The sequence below is a fragment of the Sandaracinus amylolyticus genome (genome assembly GCF_000737325.1).
In the GTDB taxonomy this organism is placed as follows: Bacteria; Myxococcota_A; Polyangia; order Polyangiales; family Sandaracinaceae; genus Sandaracinus; species Sandaracinus amylolyticus.
In genome coordinates this window covers 3,857,826-3,875,361 of the sequence record NZ_CP011125.1, presented here as the reverse complement: position 1 = coordinate 3,875,361, position 17,536 = coordinate 3,857,826, and the positions used below count along the sequence as shown (strand labels likewise).

General features: G+C 73.5%; 12 protein-coding genes. 8 read left to right on the top strand and 4 right to left on the bottom strand.

Features of this window, described 5'->3' with window-relative positions:
- Positions 1 to 40: 40 nt before the first annotated feature.
- Positions 41 to 706 (bottom strand): hypothetical protein, encoded by a 666-nt coding sequence (locus DB32_RS16535; protein ID WP_053233425.1) that lies wholly within the window; start codon positions 704 to 706, stop codon positions 41 to 43.
- Complete coding sequence (locus tag DB32_RS16530) at positions 706 to 1,314, bottom strand: hypothetical protein (RefSeq protein WP_053233424.1); 609 nt, start codon at positions 1,312 to 1,314, stop codon at positions 706 to 708. Before DB32_RS16530 ends, DB32_RS16535 begins: the two co-directional genes overlap by 1 nt.
- A gap of 305 nt (positions 1,315 to 1,619) precedes the next feature.
- Here DB32_RS16530 and groES point away from each other — a divergent pair, with 305 nt between their 5' ends.
- On the top strand, positions 1,620 to 1,907 hold the full coding sequence (groES, locus tag DB32_RS16525; protein ID WP_053233423.1) for a co-chaperone GroES: 288 nt from the start codon (positions 1,620 to 1,622) through the stop codon (positions 1,905 to 1,907).
- 41 nt (positions 1,908 to 1,948) lie between these two features.
- Positions 1,949 to 3,583, top strand: a complete 1,635-nt coding sequence (gene groL, locus DB32_RS16520) for a chaperonin GroEL (RefSeq protein WP_053233422.1) — start codon at positions 1,949 to 1,951, stop codon at positions 3,581 to 3,583.
- Between the two features lie 112 nt (positions 3,584 to 3,695).
- On the opposite strand, the gene DB32_RS16515 is transcribed toward groL, so the two are convergent.
- Positions 3,696 to 6,644: a coiled-coil domain-containing protein gene (locus tag DB32_RS16515; RefSeq protein WP_053233421.1), complete on the bottom strand. Its 2,949-nt coding sequence runs from the start codon at positions 6,642 to 6,644 to the stop codon at positions 3,696 to 3,698.
- A gap of 95 nt (positions 6,645 to 6,739) precedes the next feature.
- Between DB32_RS16515 and DB32_RS16510 the strand changes: the two genes are divergently transcribed.
- From DB32_RS16510 to DB32_RS16490, 5 genes are read left to right on the top strand one after another with little or no spacing between them, the layout of a single operon-like run.
- Positions 6,740 to 9,709 carry a DUF4175 family protein gene (locus DB32_RS16510; RefSeq protein ID WP_053233420.1) on the top strand — a complete coding sequence of 990 codons (2,970 nt, stop codon included), beginning with the start codon at positions 6,740 to 6,742 and terminating at the stop codon, positions 9,707 to 9,709.
- The gene (locus DB32_RS49545; RefSeq protein ID WP_053233419.1) at positions 9,706 to 11,286 is read left to right on the top strand and encodes a peptidase MA family metallohydrolase; all 1,581 of its coding nucleotides are present in this window, start codon (positions 9,706 to 9,708) and stop codon (positions 11,284 to 11,286) included. The genes DB32_RS16510 and DB32_RS49545 overlap by 4 nt, the downstream gene beginning before the upstream one ends.
- Before the next feature lie 25 nt (positions 11,287 to 11,311).
- Complete coding sequence (locus DB32_RS49540) at positions 11,312 to 12,349, top strand: AAA family ATPase (protein ID WP_240481355.1); 1,038 nt, start codon at positions 11,312 to 11,314, stop codon at positions 12,347 to 12,349.
- On the top strand, positions 12,349 to 13,254 hold the full coding sequence (locus DB32_RS16495; protein ID WP_053233418.1) for a DUF58 domain-containing protein: 906 nt from the start codon (positions 12,349 to 12,351) through the stop codon (positions 13,252 to 13,254). The genes DB32_RS49540 and DB32_RS16495 overlap by 1 nt, the downstream gene beginning before the upstream one ends.
- Positions 13,254 to 15,335 carry a vWA domain-containing protein gene (locus DB32_RS16490; protein WP_053233417.1) on the top strand — a complete coding sequence of 694 codons (2,082 nt, stop codon included), beginning with the start codon at positions 13,254 to 13,256 and terminating at the stop codon, positions 15,333 to 15,335. Before DB32_RS16495 ends, DB32_RS16490 begins: the two co-directional genes overlap by 1 nt.
- A gap of 15 nt (positions 15,336 to 15,350) precedes the next feature.
- On the opposite strand, the gene DB32_RS16485 is transcribed toward DB32_RS16490, so the two are convergent.
- Positions 15,351 to 16,178, bottom strand: a complete 828-nt coding sequence (locus DB32_RS16485) for a hypothetical protein (protein WP_053233416.1) — start codon at positions 16,176 to 16,178, stop codon at positions 15,351 to 15,353.
- Positions 16,179 to 16,530: 352 nt separating this feature from the next.
- On the opposite strand from DB32_RS16485, the gene DB32_RS16475 reads away from it, so the two are divergent.
- A complete protein-coding gene (locus tag DB32_RS16475) occupies positions 16,531 to 17,532 on the top strand; it encodes a cytochrome c oxidase subunit II (RefSeq protein ID WP_053233414.1) in 1,002 nt (333 codons plus the stop codon).
- Positions 17,533 to 17,536 lie beyond the last annotated feature (4 nt).

The window sequence follows — 17,536 nt, the reverse complement described above, 5'->3', positions numbered from 1 at the left end:
CGCTCGAGCGCAGGCCCGCTGAGCGCGAGACGAGCCGCCGCTATCCGATGCGCTCGATCTTCTCGCGCGCCCCGAGCCGGTAGAAGCGCCGCAGCTCGCGCGTGAGCCCGTCGAGATCGCCGCGATCGATCCTCGCTGCCTCGAGCTCGCGCGCGTAACGCGACGCGAGCCGCACGGCCGCACGATATCGATCGCCGCGCTCGCTGCCCGCAGGGTCGAGGAACCTCGCACCCGTGAACAGCCGCTCGCGCAGCCGCCGGCTGCGATCACGGAGCGCGATCAGCGCCGCGCCACGGCCCCTCATCGGATGCGCGAGCTCTTCGAGCGGCGCGAGCACGCCGAGCGCCCATTTGTCGATCTCCGCCTGCAGCTCGAGCTCCAGCTCGCTCACCGCGATCTCGTGGTCCGCGCGGAACGCGAGGTACACGAAGTGACTGACGCCCTCGGTCGCGAGGCACGCGCCTCGGAACCGCGCACCGTCCGCCATCCACGCGTCGCCCGCGAGGGCACGCGCGCCTGGCTCGACGAAGAGCGCGACGCGCGCGCCGCTCTCGTCGGGCACGACGAACAGGACCTCGCCGCGTCGCATCGCGTCGTCGCCGCCGAGCGAGCGCGCCGTCTCTTCGTCACAGACGAAGTCCTCGACGTCGACCTCGAGCTCGACGTCGTAGAGCGTCGCGAGCCTGTGCTGGATACGCGTCAGCATCAGTGCAGCGTCGATCCACCCGAGCCCCCGCCGTGGCCGCGCGTCGGGTACACGCCCTCGCGCGTCAGCCGCGCCGCGAGCCTGGGCGAGCCGGTGCGACGCCAGCGGTCGTAGAGCTTCACGATGTCCTGCGGCGTGCGCAGCGTCGTCGTCTCGCGGACCTCCTCGAGCAGCTCCGCGAACGTCGCGAACCGCCGCGAGAGATCGCGATAGACGTCGATCCGCACGGCCTCGTTCGCGCTCTGCACCGCGAGCACGCCGGCGCTCTCGTACGCACCGCCGCCCATCGTGTGCACGTAGCCGGCGCTCAGCCCGCGCCCCTCGATGTGATCGCGGAAGAGCCCGGCGAGACAGAGCGCGTCGTCGCCCAGCGCGCGGTACAGCCGGAGCCGCTCGATGCCCTGCGCTTCGCGCGCGTCCTTCAGCTGCAGCGCGAGCGGGCGGAGCCCTGGCGCACGGCGCCGCCCGAGCCCCATCGCCGCGAGCAGCTCGACGAGGTAGGCGCGGGTCTCCTCGGGCGCGTCGATCCGGTGGCGACCCAGCGCATCGTCCAGCCGCTCACGAAACCAGAACCGCAGGTCGGCGAACGTCTCGATCACGGTGCTCACCTCCGAGGCTTCTGCCGAGAAAATCTACGGCACGGAGGCGGCGGCGCGAAGAATTCCCCAAGTGTTCCGGTGGTTTCCGGAATGTCTCCGGCGCGTCGTCGGCAGCCGCGCGCCGCGAGTGCCAACGCGCCGCCACGAACCGGCGCAACCGCACGGAATCATTGGCGTCCGCAGCGTCGCGAGAAAATCGCGAGGGGCCATCTTGACCGTTGCAGGGCCCAGGTTAGGTTCCCGGCCCGCTGTCAGCACTCGCCGGGTGCGAGTGCTAACGAAGTGCAAATCGGACCCCCAAGGAGGGCTCAGACATGGCGATTCGTCCCCTGCACGACCGCGTGCTCATCCAGCGCGTGAAGGAAGAGGAGAAGACCAAGGGCGGGATCATCATCCCCGACACGGCGAAGGAAAAGCCGGTCGAGGGCAAGGTGATCGCCGTCGGCAGCGGCAAGATCCTCGAGGACGGCTCGGTCCGGAAGCTCGAGGTCAAGCCCGGCGATCGCGTCCTCTTCGGCAAGTACAGCGGCCAGGAGATCAAGGTCGACGGCCAGGAGATGGTGATCCTCCGCGAAGACGACATCGTCGGCATCGTGGAGTGATCTCGAAAGACTGACTTCAGCGGAAGACGGAGACGAAGAACATGGCAGCCAAGGAAATTCTCTACGATACGACCGCGCGCGACCGCATTCTCGCCGGCGTCAACACGCTCGCGAACGCGGTGAAGGTCACGCTGGGCCCCAAGGGCCGCAACGTCGTCATCGAGAAGAGCTTCGGCGCTCCGACGGTCACGAAGGACGGCGTGACGGTCGCGAAGGAGATCGAGCTCGCGGACAAGTTCGAGAACATGGGCGCGCAGATGGTGCGCGAGGTCGCCAGCAAGACGTCGGACGTCGCGGGTGACGGCACCACGACGGCGACCGTGCTCGCGCAGGCGGTCTACCGCGAGGGCTCGAAGATGGTGGCCGCGGGCCACAACCCGATGGAGCTCAAGCGCGGCATCGACGCGGCCGTCGCGGCGATCACCGAGGAGCTGAAGAAGCTCTCGAAGCCGACGAAGGACCCGAAGGAGATCGCGCAGGTCGGCACGATCTCGGCGAACGGCGACGAGACGATCGGCAAGATCCTCGCCGAGGCGATGGAGAAGGTCGGCAAGGAAGGCGTCATCACGGTCGAGGAGGCGAAGGGCCTCGAGACCACGCTCGACGTCGTCGAGGGCATGCAGTTCGACCGCGGCTACCTGTCGCCCTACTTCGTGACGGATCCGGAGCGCATGGAGGCGATCCTCGAGGACGCCTACATCCTGATCTCCGAGAAGAAGATCTCGAACATGAAGGACCTCCTCCCGGTCCTCGAGGCGATCGCGCGTCAGCAGAAGCCGCTCCTCATCCTCTCGGAGGACGTCGAGGGCGAGGCGCTCGCGACGCTCGTCGTGAACAAGCTCCGCGGCACGCTACACGTCGCGGCGGTGAAGGCGCCGGGCTTCGGCGATCGCCGCAAGGAGATGCTGAAGGACATCGCCATCCTGACGGGTGGTGAGGTCGTCAGCGAGGAGCTCGGGATCAAGCTCGAGAACGTGACCCTGAACGATCTCGGCCGCGCGAAGCGCGTCCGGATCGACAAGGAGAACACGACGATCGTCGACGGCGTGGGCGCGAAGGACGCGATCAAGGGCCGCATCGAGACGATCAAGAAGCAGATCGAGGACACGACGAGCGACTACGATCGCGAGAAGCTCCAGGAGCGCCTCGCGAAGCTCGTCGGCGGCGTCGCGGTCATCAAGGTCGGCGCGGCGACCGAGGTCGAGATGAAGGAGAAGAAGGCGCGCGTCGAGGACGCGCTCCACGCGACCCGCGCGGCCGTCGAGGAGGGCATCGTCCCCGGCGGTGGCGTGGCGCTCCTTCGCGCGCAGTCGGCGCTCGACGGCCTCAAGCTCAGCGACGAGCAGGCGGTCGGCGTGCGCATCGTGCGCCGCGCGATCGAGGAGCCCCTGCGCCAGATCTCGGCGAACGCGGGCGTCGAGGGCTCGATCGTCGTCGACAAGGTCAAGAACGGCAAGGGCGGCTTCGGCTACAACGCCGCGCGCGACTCGTACGAGGACCTGATCTCGGCCGGCGTCATCGACCCGACGAAGGTCGTCCGCACCGCGCTGCAGAACGCGTCGTCGGTCGCGAGCCTCATGCTCACGACCGAGGCGCTCATCGCCGAGCTCCCGAAGGAGGAGAAGGCGGCGGCGGGCGGCGGTCACGCGCACGGCCCCGGCGGCATGGATTTCTGATCCACCGCTGACGCGCTGAACGAAGAAGGCCGCGCTCTCCTCGGAGGGCGCGGCCTTCGTCTTTCCGGGGCGGGAGTCGAGAGGGGAGGCGCGCAGCCTCCCCCGGGCCAGCTCAGTAACGGCGGAGGAGACGCAGCATCGACGCGATGCGATCGGCGGCCTCGGCGCGCTGATCGTTCGCGATCTCGCCGAGGAGCGTCTCGAGGCTCGCGCGCGCCTGGGCGAACGCGTCGCGCATCGAGCGCTGCTCGCGCTCCGACTGCGTGATGCGGCCCTCGAGGACCATCAGCTGCGCGTCTCGATCACCGAGCGTCTGGTGCAGGCGGCGCAGATCGGCGTCGCGCTCGGCGGAGCCGCCGTTCTGCTCGGCGTGTCGGCGCGCCTGGCGCTCTTGCTCGAGCTCGCGCTCGAAGCGCACCGCGCGCTCTTCCGCCATCAGCACGCGCTGCACGAGCTCGCGCTCGTCGCCGGGCGCCTCGCCGGACTTCATGCGCTCGAGCGCGCGCAGGCGATCGTCGCGATCCTGGAGCTGCGCGGTGAGCGAGCGGAGCATGAGCTCGCGATCTTCGGCCTCGCGCTGCAGGTCGCGCAGCTGCTCGCGAAGGCGCGCGTCGCTCGCGGGCGCGGCCGCCGCGACGGCGCCGGTGTCGAGCCCGCTGGCGATCGACGAGAGGATCTGGCGCGCCTCTGCGAGCGCGCGGCGCGTCTCTTCGTGCTCGCGGGCGAGGCGCTCTCTCGCGCGCTCGGAGTCGGCGATGCGCGCGTCACGCGCCTCGAGCTCGCGCCGTTCTTCGTCGGCGCGCACCTCTGCCACGGCGCGCGCGGACGCGAGCTGGTCGCGCAGCTCCGCGACCGCGCCGTCGAGCTCGCGGATGCGGCGCTCGAGACCGTCGCGTCGTGCCGATGCGCTCGCGAGCTCGCTCTGCACGCGACCGACCAGCGCGTCGCGCGTCGACAGGCGCACCGCGAGATCCGCAGCACGCGTCGCTTCTGCATCTGCGCGCGATGCGGCTTCCTGCGCGCGCTGCGTCCATACGCCGACCGACGCGCCGAGCACCTCGACGCGCTGGCGGAGGTCGTGGAGCTCGGGGCTCTCGATCGGCGCGGCGACCGGCGCCGGCGTCGCGGCGAGACGCGCCTGGGCGTCGCGCACCGCGGCTTCGGCATCCGCGAGGCGCCACACGATCCCGTCGCGCTCGCCGCGCAGCACCGCGAGCTCTCGCGAGTGCGCGTCGGCCGCGGCGCGTGCCGTCGCGAGCTCACGACCGCGGGCCTCGGTGTCCGCGAGCGCGCGCGTCGCTTCGTCGGCGAGCTGTCCGAGCCGTGCCTCGAGCTCGGCGCGCTGCGTGGTCGCGTCGTTGCGCGCGGCGCGCGCCTCGTCCTCCGCCTTCGCGAGCTCGCGCGCGAGCCGACGCTGCTCGCCCTGGGCCTCGACCGCGTGCTCGCGCGCCTTCAGCAGCGCGCCGTACAGACGCCCTTCCCGCTGCGACGCCTCGGCCTCGAGCTCGCGCAGTCGATCCAGCGCGCCCGGCTCGATCGCGATCGGCGAGGACGGCGGCGCGCCCTGCGCGCGCACGATCGCGAGCTCGACCTGCTCTCGCGCGTTCTCGAGATCGCGCTCCAGCTCGCGCGTGCGCAGCCGCGCCGACGCGACGTCGTCCTGCGAGAGCGCGAGCCGCGCCTCGGCGAGCCGCCGCAGCTCCTCGGTCTCCGCGAGGCGCGACGACAGGCCGCGCATCGTGCCCTGCGCGAACGCGATGTCGCGCGACGCCTGCTCGCGCTCCGTCTCTCGAGCGCGACGGCACTGCTCGAGCTCGGCGCGCACCTGATCGAGCCGGTAGCCCGCTTCCACGACCGCCGCCTCGGCGTCGACCGCGCGACGCCGCGCCGCCTCGAGCGCCGCGCGCAGCTCCGCATCGTCGCGACCGCCGCCACCGCCCGGCGGCGTCGGGCCCGTCGCTCCGCGCTGCGCGCGCGCCTCGACCAGCTCCTCGACGAGATCGCGCACCAGCACGCCGCGCCGCTCGACCTCGCCGCGCAGATCGGTCAGCTCGCGCGCCCGCTCCGCGAGCGACGCTTCGACGCGCGCGTAGTCCTCGTCGACCGTCTCGACCTTCGCGAGCGCTGCGATCTCGCCCTTCGCGGCCTCGAGCTCCTGGGTCAGCGCGTCGGCGCGCGCGCGCGCCTCGTCGAGCTTCTGCGCGCCCCGCGAGATCTCGCGCTGCGCCTGATCGAGACGACGCTCGGCGTGCTCACCGCGCGCACGCAGCGCCTCGACCTCGCGCTCCAGCTCGCTCGCGCGCTCACCCGCGCGACCGACGTCCTCCTGGCGATCGCGCAGCTGCGCCTCGAGCTGCGCCAGGCGCGCCTGCAGCTGCAGGTCCTCGCGCGGCGCACGCTCCGCCTCGCGCGGACGCTCGACGACGGCGCGCTCGCGGCTCGCGCTCGAGGGCACCTGCACGATCGAATAGGGATCGAGCACGACCTCGCGCGCCGCGCACAGCGCGATGTGACGCGCTGCTTCCTCGCCGCTCCCGCCGAGCAGCGACCCGTCGAACGTCACCTCGAGCTCGCGCGACTGCGGCGCGTAGTCGACGACCGACCAACCCGCGAAGGGCGCCTGCCCGAGCATCCGCACCCACTCGAACCGGCGCGACAGCAGATCGTAGAGCGCGCCGTAGTCGATCCCGTCCTCGCGCTCTTCCGCGCCGACGACGAGCACACCGCGCGGCGTGAGCCACTCCGCCATCTCGCCGATGCGCTCCGGCGCGGGAAGCCCGGCCCAGAGCAGGTCGGGGACCAGCACGAGGTCCCACGACCGCGCGTCCTGCGCCGACGGCCAGGGCCGAGGCAGGATGCGACCGCCGCGACGGGTCCCGCGGGTACGGGTCCGCGGTGAGACGACCTCGACCGAGCGCGCCACGCTCGAAAGACGCTCGGGGACTGCGCTCGCGGCGTCGCCGACGAAGAGCACGCGACGTCGCGCGGCGAGCTCCTCGACGTAGACCGCGAGGGCGAGATCGGCGTGCTCGCGCGCGCTCTCCGGGATGATCCTGGGCATGTGGGGGGCCGCACTATATCAGCCTCGTCGAGCGTCGGAGCGCTTCCGTCGCGCGCGCGGGTCCCGGTCGGGAGAGCGGGTGCTAGATTCCCGGCGTGCCTCCGTCCCAGGCCGCGACGGCGGCCTCTCGCTACCTCGCCCGCCTCCGCGCGCGCGCCACGCTCCTGCTCGCCGCGCGCGCCGTCGCTGCGGCGCTCGGGACGGCGACGGCGGTGCTGGCGATCGGGGCGTGGATCGCGGGGCCGCTCGCCGCGTCCGCGATCGTGATCCTGGTGTGGTCGTGCGCGATCGTCGGCGCGGCGGTCGCTGGCGGGCTCGCGATCGCACCGGCGCGCGCCCTCGCGGGGAGCGGCGCGGCGCGGCTCGTCGCCTCGATGCGGCCCGAGCTGGTCTCGCCGCTGCGCACGGCGTTCGAGCTGAGCGCGGCGCCGGTCGCGGCCGGCGCGTCGAGCGAGCTCGTCGCCGCGCACGCCCAGCGTCTGGGCGCCGAGATCGCGCGGGTGCCCGCCGATCGTGTGGTGCCCGCCGGGCGCTGGCTGCGACATCCGACGGTGATCGGCGGCGCCGTCGCGCTCGGGATCGCGGCGGGCGTCGTGCTCGGTGTCGATCGCGCGGCGGCGGGCGCGTGGGCGCTCGTGCATCCGGGCGAGCAGGACGCGGAAGGAACGCGCGTCGCGGCCGCGCTCGAGGCGGTGCAGGCGCGCCTCGTGTTCCCGGGGTACCTCGGGCGCGGCGCGACGGTGATCGCCGATCCTTCGCGCCTCGAGCTCCCGCTCGGCACCAGCGTCGAGCTCTCGGGGCGCGCCCGCTTCGACGCCACCGCGGCGACGCTCGACGCGGCGGGCACCGAGGTCGCGATGGAGCGCGACGGCGAGCGCTGGGTCGCGCGATTCCTCGTGCGCACCGATGGCCCGCTGAGCATTCGCCTGCGCGCCGACGACGGTCGCTGGGCGCGCGACGCGACGGTGCGCTCGATCCACGTGCTCCCCGACGAGACGCCGCGCGTCTCGATGCTCTCGCCCGCCGAGGACGCGATCGTCGAGGGCACCGAGACGCTCACCGTGCTCTTCGAAGCGCACGACGACGTCGGCGTCGCCGCCGTGGATCTCGTGGTGAAGGGCGCCGACGGTCGCGAGCAGCGACGCCGCATCGCGACGCCCGAGGCGGGTCGCACCGAGCTCACCGGCGACGATCAGCTCGCGCTCGGCGATCTCGGCGCGTCACCGGGCGATCGCGTCGAGGTGTGGATCGAAGCGAGCGACGGCGACGACGTCAGTGGACCGCACGTCGGGCGCTCGGAGACGCGCACGCTCACGCTCGCGTCCGAGGCGACGCGGCGCGACGAGTCCCTCGGTGCGCTCCAGGAGCTCGTCGATCTCGCGGTGAGCACGCTCGCCGATCGCCTCGAGCTACCGGTGACCGACCAGGAGGCACAAGCGCGCGCTCGCTTCGACTCGCTGCGCGGCGTCACCGAGCGTCTGCTCTTCTCGCTCGACGGATTCGCGTCGCGCGCGCGCTCCGGCGAGACGCGCCGCACCGACGCGGCGCTCTACGGCGAGGCGAGCACGCGCATCCGGCGCTTGCTGTTCGAAGAGATGCGCGCGCACGTCCCGAACGTCGGCGCGCTCGCGTTGCGGCAGCGCATCGACGCGCGCTCGGTCACCGAGCTCGAGGACGACGTGCTGCTCCTCGCCGATCTGCTGACGCGCGCGCGCATCGAGGACGCGGCGGCGATCGCCCGCGAGCTCGAGTCGCTGCGCCGCGAGATCGCCTCGCTGCTCCGCGAGCTCCAGCGCGCCGACACGCCCGAGGCGCGCGCCGCGCTGCTCGCCGCGATCGCGCGCGCCCAGCAGCGGCTCGAGGATCTGCGCGCCCGCATGTCGCGTCTCGGCACCGCGGTGCCGCAAGAGTTCGCGAACGCGCAGGAGGCCGAGGCGCGCGAGACCCAGCAGGCGCTCGAGCAGCTGCGCGAGTCGGTCGAGCGCGGCGACCTCGACGCCGCGAGCCAGGCCCTCACGCGCCTCGAGCAAGAGATCGACGCGCTCGCGCGCGCGCTCGGCGCGAGCGAGGAGAGCTTCGGCGAGGAGCGCTTCGGCCCGCGCGATCAAGCGCTCGCCGACGCGCTCGATCGCCTCCACGGGCTCGAGGGCGAGCAGCGCGAGCTCGCGCGCCGCACCACCGACGTGCGGGGATCCGCGGCGCGCCGCGCCCTCGAAGCCGCGGGCGCGCGCGGCGAAGAAGCAGCACGCCGTCTCGCGGGACGCGCGCGCGAAGTGCGCGAGGCGCTCTCGCCGATCGATCGCGAGCGCCTCACCTCGCTCGAGCGCGACTCGTTCGACGCCATCCAGCAGCGCATCCGCGACGCCGAGGACGCGCTCTCGACCGGCGATCTCGGCGAGGCCAGCCGCATGGTCGCGAGCGCCGAGGAGCAGCTCGGCGATCTCTCGCGCGACCTCGCGCTCGACGCGATGATGTTCCCCGGCCACGAGGGCCAGACCTCGCGCGCCGCGCATGCTGCGCAGCAAGCCGAGCGACGCCTCTCGGAGCTGCGCGCGTCGCTCGACGAGGCGCTGCCCGACCTCGGCGATCACCTCGGCGACGGCGAGCGCGGACAGCTCTCGGGCGACGCGCCGCGACAGCGCACCGCGCGCGGCGCGGCGGGCGATCTCGCCGAGGCGTTCGAAGCGGGCCCCGACGGTCAGCCGCTCTCGCCTGATGCCGCCGAGCAGCTCGGCGAGATCGCGCGCCTCATGGAGGAAGGCGCGCGCGGGCTCGATCGCGGCGATCCCGCGACCGCGTCGCGCGCCCAGGAAGAAGCGGCGCGGCGCCTCACCGAGCTGCGCGAGCAGATCGAGCAGGACATGCAGCGCTCGAGCGGCGGCGGTGGAGGCGGCGACGACGGCAGCGCGGCCCCCGATTTCCGGCGCCGCGTGCAGATCCACGATCCGAATCAGTTCGAGGGGCCCATGGATCTCCGCAGGCGGCTGCTGGATGCCATGGGCGAGTCGCCGCCCCAGGGATACGAGGACTCGGTGCAGCGCTACTACGAAGGGCTCCTGCGATGAAGCTGCGCGCGCTCGCGATCGCGTTCTCGCTGTCGGTGCTCGCGCCCTCGCTGGCGCACGCGCTCCCGCCGGGCGCCGATGGTGCGCGCCTGCGCGACGCGGCGATCGCGATCGACGAGGTGCGCATCGAGGAGGCCGAGCCGATCCTCGCGTCGCTCGCGACGACCTATCCCGACGATCCCGACGTGCGCTGGGAGCGCGCGATGCTGCGCTTCGTGCGCGGCGACTACGCGGGCGCGGCGCGCGACGGCGCGGCCTCGGTGGTGCGCGCGACGCACCTGCGCTCGGCCGAGGAGCGCGTCGAGATCTACCGGCTCATGTGGGCGACGCGCGAGGTCACGCGCCGCCAGGTCGAGCAGCGCTCGGAGGACGGTCGCTACGTCGTGCGCTTCGCGCCGGGCCCCGATCGGGTGCTCGCCGAGTACGCGATCGAGACGATGCGCGCCGCCGACGAGGCGATGCAGCGCGAGCTCGGCGTGCGTGTGCCCGGCCCGATCCGCGTCGAGATCTACCCGACCGCCGCGACGCTCTCGGAGGTGTCGAGCCTCTCCGTCGAGGAGATCGAGCGCACCGGCACCATCGCGCTCTGCAAGTGGGATCGCCTGATGATCACCAGCCCGCGCGCGCTGGTGCGCGGCTATCCGTGGGCCGACACGCTGGGCCACGAATTCGTGCACATGGTGCTCTCGCGCGCGTCGCGCGATCGCGCGCCGGTGTGGATGCAGGAGGGCGTCGCGCGCTTCCTCGAGCGCACGTGGCGCGGTGGTGAGCCCGCGGTGCGGCTCGATCCCGCCAGCGACTTCCTGTTGCGCCGCGCGGTGCAGGAGAACCAGCTGCTCTCGTTCGATCGGCTGCATCCGTCGATCGCGATGCTCCCGAGCGCCGAGGACGCCGCGCTCGCGTTCGCGCAGGTCTCGACGTTCGTCGAGCGATTCCGTCGCGTGCACGGGCGCGATGGATTGCGACGCGTCGTGCAGCTCGTCGCCGACGGGACCGACGCGCGCGCCGCGTTCGCCGAGGTCGCGGACACCAGCTGGGACGAGCTCGAGCGCGCGTGGCGCGCCGAGCTGCGCGAGCGCCCGGAAGCGCAAGGGCCGGCGCCCGCGCTCGCGCGACCGGTGTTCCGCCACGGCGAGGCTGAGCTCGACGACACGCAGGAGGTGCGCGTCGAGACCGCGCGCCGTCACCTGCGCATCGGCGATCTCCTGTGGTCGCGCCAGCGCCCGCTCGCCGCGTCGCACGAGTACGACCGCGCGTGGCAGAACGCCGAGGGCGATCCGATCGTCGGCAGCCGCCTCGCGCGCGCTTCGCTCGCGGGCGGCGCGCCCGACCGCGCGATCGCCGTGCTCACGCCGCTCACCGAGCGCTGGCCCGATCACGAGCCGCTCTGGGCGGTGCTCGGCTCGGCGCACCTCGCGCGCGGCGAGCACGAGCAAGCGCGCGCCGCGAGCCTCGAGGCTCTGCGCCTCAACCCGTTCGATCCCCAGCCGCACTGCGATCTCGCGCAGGTCGCGACCAGCGAGAGCGAGCGGACGCGCGAGAACGGAATGTGCCGCGACCTGCAGGGGTCGCGGTAACCAGCTAGACACGCCAGTGGTGGAGATCGACGTGGACGGGACCAGCCCCGCTGAGAGCGCAGCCGCGCAGCGCCCCGAGGTGACCGATGTCGAGCGCGTGGAGCGCCTCGCCGATGCGCGACGTCGCCTCGTCGCCGAGGTGAAGAAGCGCATCGTCGGCCAGGACGACGTCATCGAGCTGATGCTGATCTCGCTCTTCGCGCGCGGGCACGGGCTCTTCGTCGGCGTGCCGGGGCTCGCGAAGACGCTGCTCATCTCGACGCTCGCCGAGGTGCTCTCGCTGCGCTCGAGCCGCATCCAGTTCACGCCGGATCTGATGCCGACCGACATCACCGGCACCGACGTGCTCGAGGAAGACCCCGCGAGCGGCGAGCGACGCTTCCGCTTCGTGCCGGGCCCGGTGTTCACGAACGTCCTGCTCGCCGACGAGATCAACCGCACGCCGCCGAAGACCCAGGCCGCGCTGCTCCAGGCCATGGCCGAGGGGCGCGTCACCGCGGGCGGCAAGACCTACCCGCTCGAGCTGCCGTACCTCGTGTTCGCGACGCAGAACCCGATCGAGCAGGAGGGCACGTACCCGCTGCCCGAGGCGCAGCTCGATCGCTTCCTCTTCCAGATCGACGTCGGCTATCCGAGCGCCGACGAAGAGATGGAGATCGTGCGCCGCACCACCGCGCCGATCGGCGAGCCGCCGACCGCCGTGCTCACGCAGGCGGAGATCCTCGACCTCCAGGCGCTCGTTCCGCGCGTGCCGGTCGCGCCGCACGTCATCGAGCACGCCGTGAAGCTCGTGCGGCTCTCGCGCCCCGAGGAGAGCGGCGCGCCCGACTTCGTGAAGAGCTACGTCGCCTTCGGCGCCGGTCCGCGCGCCTCGCAGGCGCTGGTGATCGGCGCGAAGGCGCGCGCGGTGCTCGACGGGCGCTTCGCCGCCGAGGTCGAAGACGTGCGCGCGCTCGCGACACCCGTGCTGCGCCACCGCATCGTCCCGAGCTTCCGCGCCGAGGCCGAGGGCGTGCGCGCCGCGGATCTCGTGCAGCGCCTGCTCGAGGCGACGCGCGCCTGATGTCCGGCGAGCGACAGGTGCTCGATCCCGCGATCCGCGCGCGGATCGCGAACCTCTCGCTCAAGGCGCGCCGCGCGGTCGAGGGCGTGCTCTCGGGCGTGCATCGCTCGCCGCACCGCGGCGCGAGCGTGGTGTTCGTCGAGCACCGCGAGTACCGCCCCGGCGACGATCTCCGCCTCCTCGACTGGCGCGCCTACGCGCGCAGCGATCGCCACACGATCAAGCGCTTCGAGCAGGAGACCCAGCTCCGCGCGACGCTCGTGCTCGACAGCTCCGCCTCGATGGACTTCCGGGGCGCGACGGACGAAGGCCCGAGCAAGTCCGAGCAGGCCGCGACGCTCCTCGCCGCGCTCGGGCTCGTGCTGGTGCGTCAGGGCGACGCCGCGGGCGTGGTGCGCTTCGCGCGCGACGTCATCGCGAGCCTGCCCGCGCGCTCGCGCCCCGCGCACCTCGAGCTGGTCCTCGGCGAGCTCGCGACCCCGGTCGAGAAGGAAGCGAGCACCGATCTGCAAGCCGCGCTCACCGCCGCGGCGGAGCGCGCGGGACGTCGCGGCGTGGTCGCCATCGCCAGCGATCTGCTCGACTTCGGCGACCACGCGCTCACGCCGATCGATCAGCTGGTGCACCGCGGGCACGAGGTCTGGGTGTTCCAGGTCATGCACCCCGAGGAGCTCGAGCTCCCGTTCGACGGCCCCACGCGCTTCCACGGGCTCGAGGGCGAGGTCCCGCTCGACGTCGATCCGACCGCGCTGCGCGAGGGGTATCTCCGCGAGCTGCAGGCGTTCCTCGACACGTGCCGCGCGCGCTGCACCGCCGCCGGCGCGCGTTATCGCCTCGTGCGCACCGACGAGCCCGTCGAGCGCGTGCTCGCCGAGGTGCTCGCCGCGCCGGGGAGACGTCGCTGATGGGCTTCGCCGCGCCCTGGGCGCTGCTCGGGCTGCTCGCGGTCGCCGTGCCGATCGTCGCGCACCTCTTGCGTCGGCGCGACGTGCCGGTGCGTGCGCTGCCGACCATCGCGCTGCTGCGCAAGGCCGACGTCGCGAGCCGGCGCCGCGTGCGGGTCGTCGATCATCTGCTGCTCGCGTCGCGCATCGCGCTCGTCGCGCTCGCGGCGCTCGCGCTCGCCGCGCCGTTCGCCAGCGCGACGCTCGCGTGGGGCGACGGGCGCCAGGCGAGCGTCGCGATCGTGATCGACGACTCGATGTCGATGTCGCGCACGGCGGGCAGGGCCACGCTCGTCGATGCCGCGGTCGATCGCGCGCGCGAGGTGATCGGCGCGCTGCCGGCGGAGTCCGAGGTCGTGCTCGTCCTCGCGGGCGACGCGCCGCGCCTGCTCGCGCCGCGGACCGACGATCTCGCCCTCGCCCGCTCGCGCCTCGACGGCGTGCGCGCCGGCGGCGCGCGCGGGACCGACCTCGCGGGCGCCGTCGAGCTCGCCACGCGTCAGCTCGCGGGCGCGCGCCATCCGCTGCGGCGCGTGCTCGTGCTCTCCGATCACGCGCAGCACGCGAGCGAAGGCGAGCCGATCGCCGCGCGCGACGTGACCATCGAGAACGAGCGCATCGGGCCCGACGAAGGCGCCCCGAACCTCGCGCTCGTCTCCGCGCTCGCGACGCCCGATCCCACCACGCCCGGGCAGCTCGCGATCGCCGTCGAGGTGCGCTCGTTCGGAGGCGTCCCCGCGGAGCGCGTGCCGCTCGTGGTCCGTCGCGGCGCGAGCGAGCTGGCGCGCGGCGACGTCGCGCTCACCGAGCGAGGCGGACGCACCACGCTGCACGTCGACGCGCCCACCGGCAGCGATCCCACCGCCGAGGTCGCGCTGGTGCCGAGCGAGCCCGACGCGCTGCCGCTGGACGATCGCCGCGGCGTGCTGCTTCGTCCGGCGTCCGCTCCGCGCGTGCTGATGGTCGACGGAGATCCCCAGATGCTCGGCCGGCGTCGCCTCGGCGGAGGCGGCGAGGAGGTGCGCTTCCTCGCGCAGGCGCTCTCGCTCGCGCCGCGCGCCGAAGGTGGGTTCGTGCAGCGCGCGGTCGACCCCGACACGTTCCTCGGGACGAGCCTCGACGACGTCGACGTCGTGGTGCTCGCGAACGTCGAGCTGCGCGGCGGAGGCGCGCTCGCGACGAAGATCACGGAGCACGTCGCGCGCGGCGGCGGGCTGCTCGTCGCGGCGGGCGATCGGGTGCAGCCCGGGGCGTGGGCGCGCCTCGAGTCGGTGCTCCCGGCGCGCGTCGTCGCGGCGACGACCGGCGAGGTCGTCGGGATGAGGCGCGGGGAGGCACCGAGCGCGCTCCTACCCGCCGGTGCGACAGGCCTCGAGGCGGTGCGCGCGACGCAGCGGCTCGCGATGGAGCCCCACGCGGGCGCCGAGGTGCTGCTCGCGTGGCCCGACGGAACGCCGGCGCTGGTGCTCGACCCGGCGCGCCGCGTCGCGATCCTCGGCACCACGCTCGACGACGCGTGGAGCGATCTCCCGTATCGCCCCGGGTTCCTGCCGCTCGCGGTGCGCCTGGTGCGCGCGCTCGCGCCGCCGGGGAGCATGCCCGACGTCCCGTTCGCGCCGGGTCACGCGCCCGAGCTGCGCGCCCCGCCCGGCGCGACCGAGCTGGTGCTGATCGCGCCGAGCGGACGTCTGATCGAGCACGACGAGGCGGAGCTCGCGCGGCCGATCGATCTGAACGCGATCGACGAGGCCGGGGCCTGGCGCGTGCAGGTCTCGACCGACGAGCGCACGCGCGAGGAAGCGCCGCGCTCCGCGTTCGTCATCGCGCCGCCCGACGCCGAGAGCGACCTGACGCCGCGCGCGCTCGCGAGCGACGACGAAGAAGGCGCGCGCGAGGACGGCGTCGCGCGGAGCACGACCCGCACGGTGGTGCGTCGCTCGATGGCGCCCTGGCTCTTCGCGCTGGTCGGGCTGATGGCGATCGCAGAGGGCACGCTGCGCGTCGCGCGGGCGCGCCGCGAGCGCGGCACGCCCGCCGCCTGACGTCGCGCGCGGCGATCACGTCGCCGGGGTCTCACCTCCACCGTTCGTCGGGGCGCCGTCTCGCGGCGGCGGGGTCTCGCTCTGCGGTGCGCGCGTCGGCGTGCTGCGGTACAGGTCGACGGCGCCCACGGCCTTGATGAACCGGTGCACGGTCGCGGGGTCACGCTCGTCGACGTCGGCGAGCAGCGAGCGCATGTACTGGCCGACGGCGCGGCCGAACTCCGCGAGCGCAGCCTGGAGCCCGTTGGGGCTCGCGAGCTCGCGCGTGCCGCGGCCGACGCCGATCGCTTCCGCGAGCTCGCGCGTCCCGAGCTTCGCGCCCTCGAGGACCTCGGCGCCGACGACCGCGGTGAGCTCGTCTTCGAGCGACTCGGCGTCGATGCGATCGAGGCGGCGCTTCGCCTCCGACCACGCTTCGTCCGCCTCGAGGAGCGTGAACGCGAGCCCGTCGGTGAACAGCGTCTGGAGCAGCTTGGCCGCGCGGGCGCCGCGATCGCCGACGCGGACGCGGCTCATCCCGCCGAGCGTGTCGTGCAGCGCGCCCCAGTCGTTCTGGAAGGCGAGCTTGATCGGCCGGAGCTTCTCGGGCGCCAGGCGGTCCCGCTCCGACTTCACCCGCTGCACCAGCTCCGCCGCGAGGACGACCTCGCGGCAGTAGCGCGTCTGGACCGGCGTCGCGTCGTCCGGCAGCGCCTTGTGGATGCGGCGCGCGAGCGGCATCGTGCTCTCGGCGGTGACACGGATGTTCGAGGCATAGGAGCGGAGGTCGATCTCGATCGGGCTCGGCACGGGCGTCTCCTTCGTGGTGCGGCGAGGACCTTCGTCGCCGCGCACCCAGCTCATCGGAGCGTCCGCGCGGGCGTTGCGTCGCGCGTGGACGATTCACGTCCTCGCGAGGACCGAGATCGACGCGCGCGACGTTCCCACCTCCTCCGGAGCACCCCGATCGACGCGCGCGACGTTCCCACCTCCTCCGGAGCACCCGAGATCGACGCGCGCGACGTTCTCACCTCCTCCGGAGCACTCGAGGTCGACGCGCGCGACGCCCGCACGTCCTCCAGCGGAGGCGAGCTCGACGCGCGCGGCGATTCCACCTCCTCCGATGGACCCGAGATCGACGCGCGCGCCGATCTTGCTGGCAGTCCGGAGGTGTCGCGCTCGTTCCGCGACCCCAGCGTCCGAACACGTGCACCCGATGCCGCCCGGGCTCTCGACGTTCGCGCCGGAGGTCGACCGCATCTTCGCGTTCGTCCACGGCACTGCGGCGATCGCGCTCGCGGTCGTGGTCGTCGGGCTCGTCGCGCTCGCGGCGCGCTACCGTCGCCGGCGCGACGTCGCGGCTGCGCCACCGAGCGTCTCGCGCGCGTGGCTCGCGCTCGAGCTCGCGTGGGTGGTCGCGCCAGTGGTCCCGTTCGCACTGATGTTCCACTGGGGCTTCCAGGCCTATCTGGACCAGTCGATCGCGCCCGACGACGCGTACGTCGTCCGCGTGCGAGCGCGTCGGTGGGCGTGGGAATTCGAGCATCCGAACGGCATCGTCGAGGACGACGAGCTGCACGTCCCAGCGGGGCGCGCGGTGCGCTTGGTGCTCTCGTCGTCGGACGTGATCCACTCGTTCTTCGCGCCCGAGCTGCGCGTGAAGCGCGACGCGGTGCCCGGGATGTTCACGTCGCTGTGGTTCGAGGCGATCGAGCGCCCCGACGTCCCGCTCGAGGGCGACCTCTCCGTGCCCGACGCGCGGCGCATCGGGTACCGCACGCCGATCCTCTGCGCCGAGCTCTGCGGTGCGAGCGGGCGATGGGGACCGAATCAGGGCCACGCGACGATGGCCGCCGAGATCCTCGTGATGCGTCCCGAGGACTTCGACGCGTGGATGAGCACGCCGGGCTGCCTCGGCTTCGCGCCCGCCACCACGCTCGAGTGGGGCGAGCAGCTCTTCTCGCAGAAGGGCTGCAGCGCGTGCCACGCGCGTGAAGAAGGCGCGCAAGCCCTCGCGGGCCCGAGCTTCCACGGCCTCTTCGGGCGCGAGGTCCGGACGACGAGCGGTGAGCTCGTGATCACCGACGAGCCGTACGTGCGCGAGGCGATCCTCCAGCCGGGCACGCGCGTCGTCGCGGGGTTCGACGACGTGATGCCGCGCATCCGCATGAGCGAGGAGCAGCTCGATGCGCTCCTCGAGTACCTGCGCACGCTGTGACCGT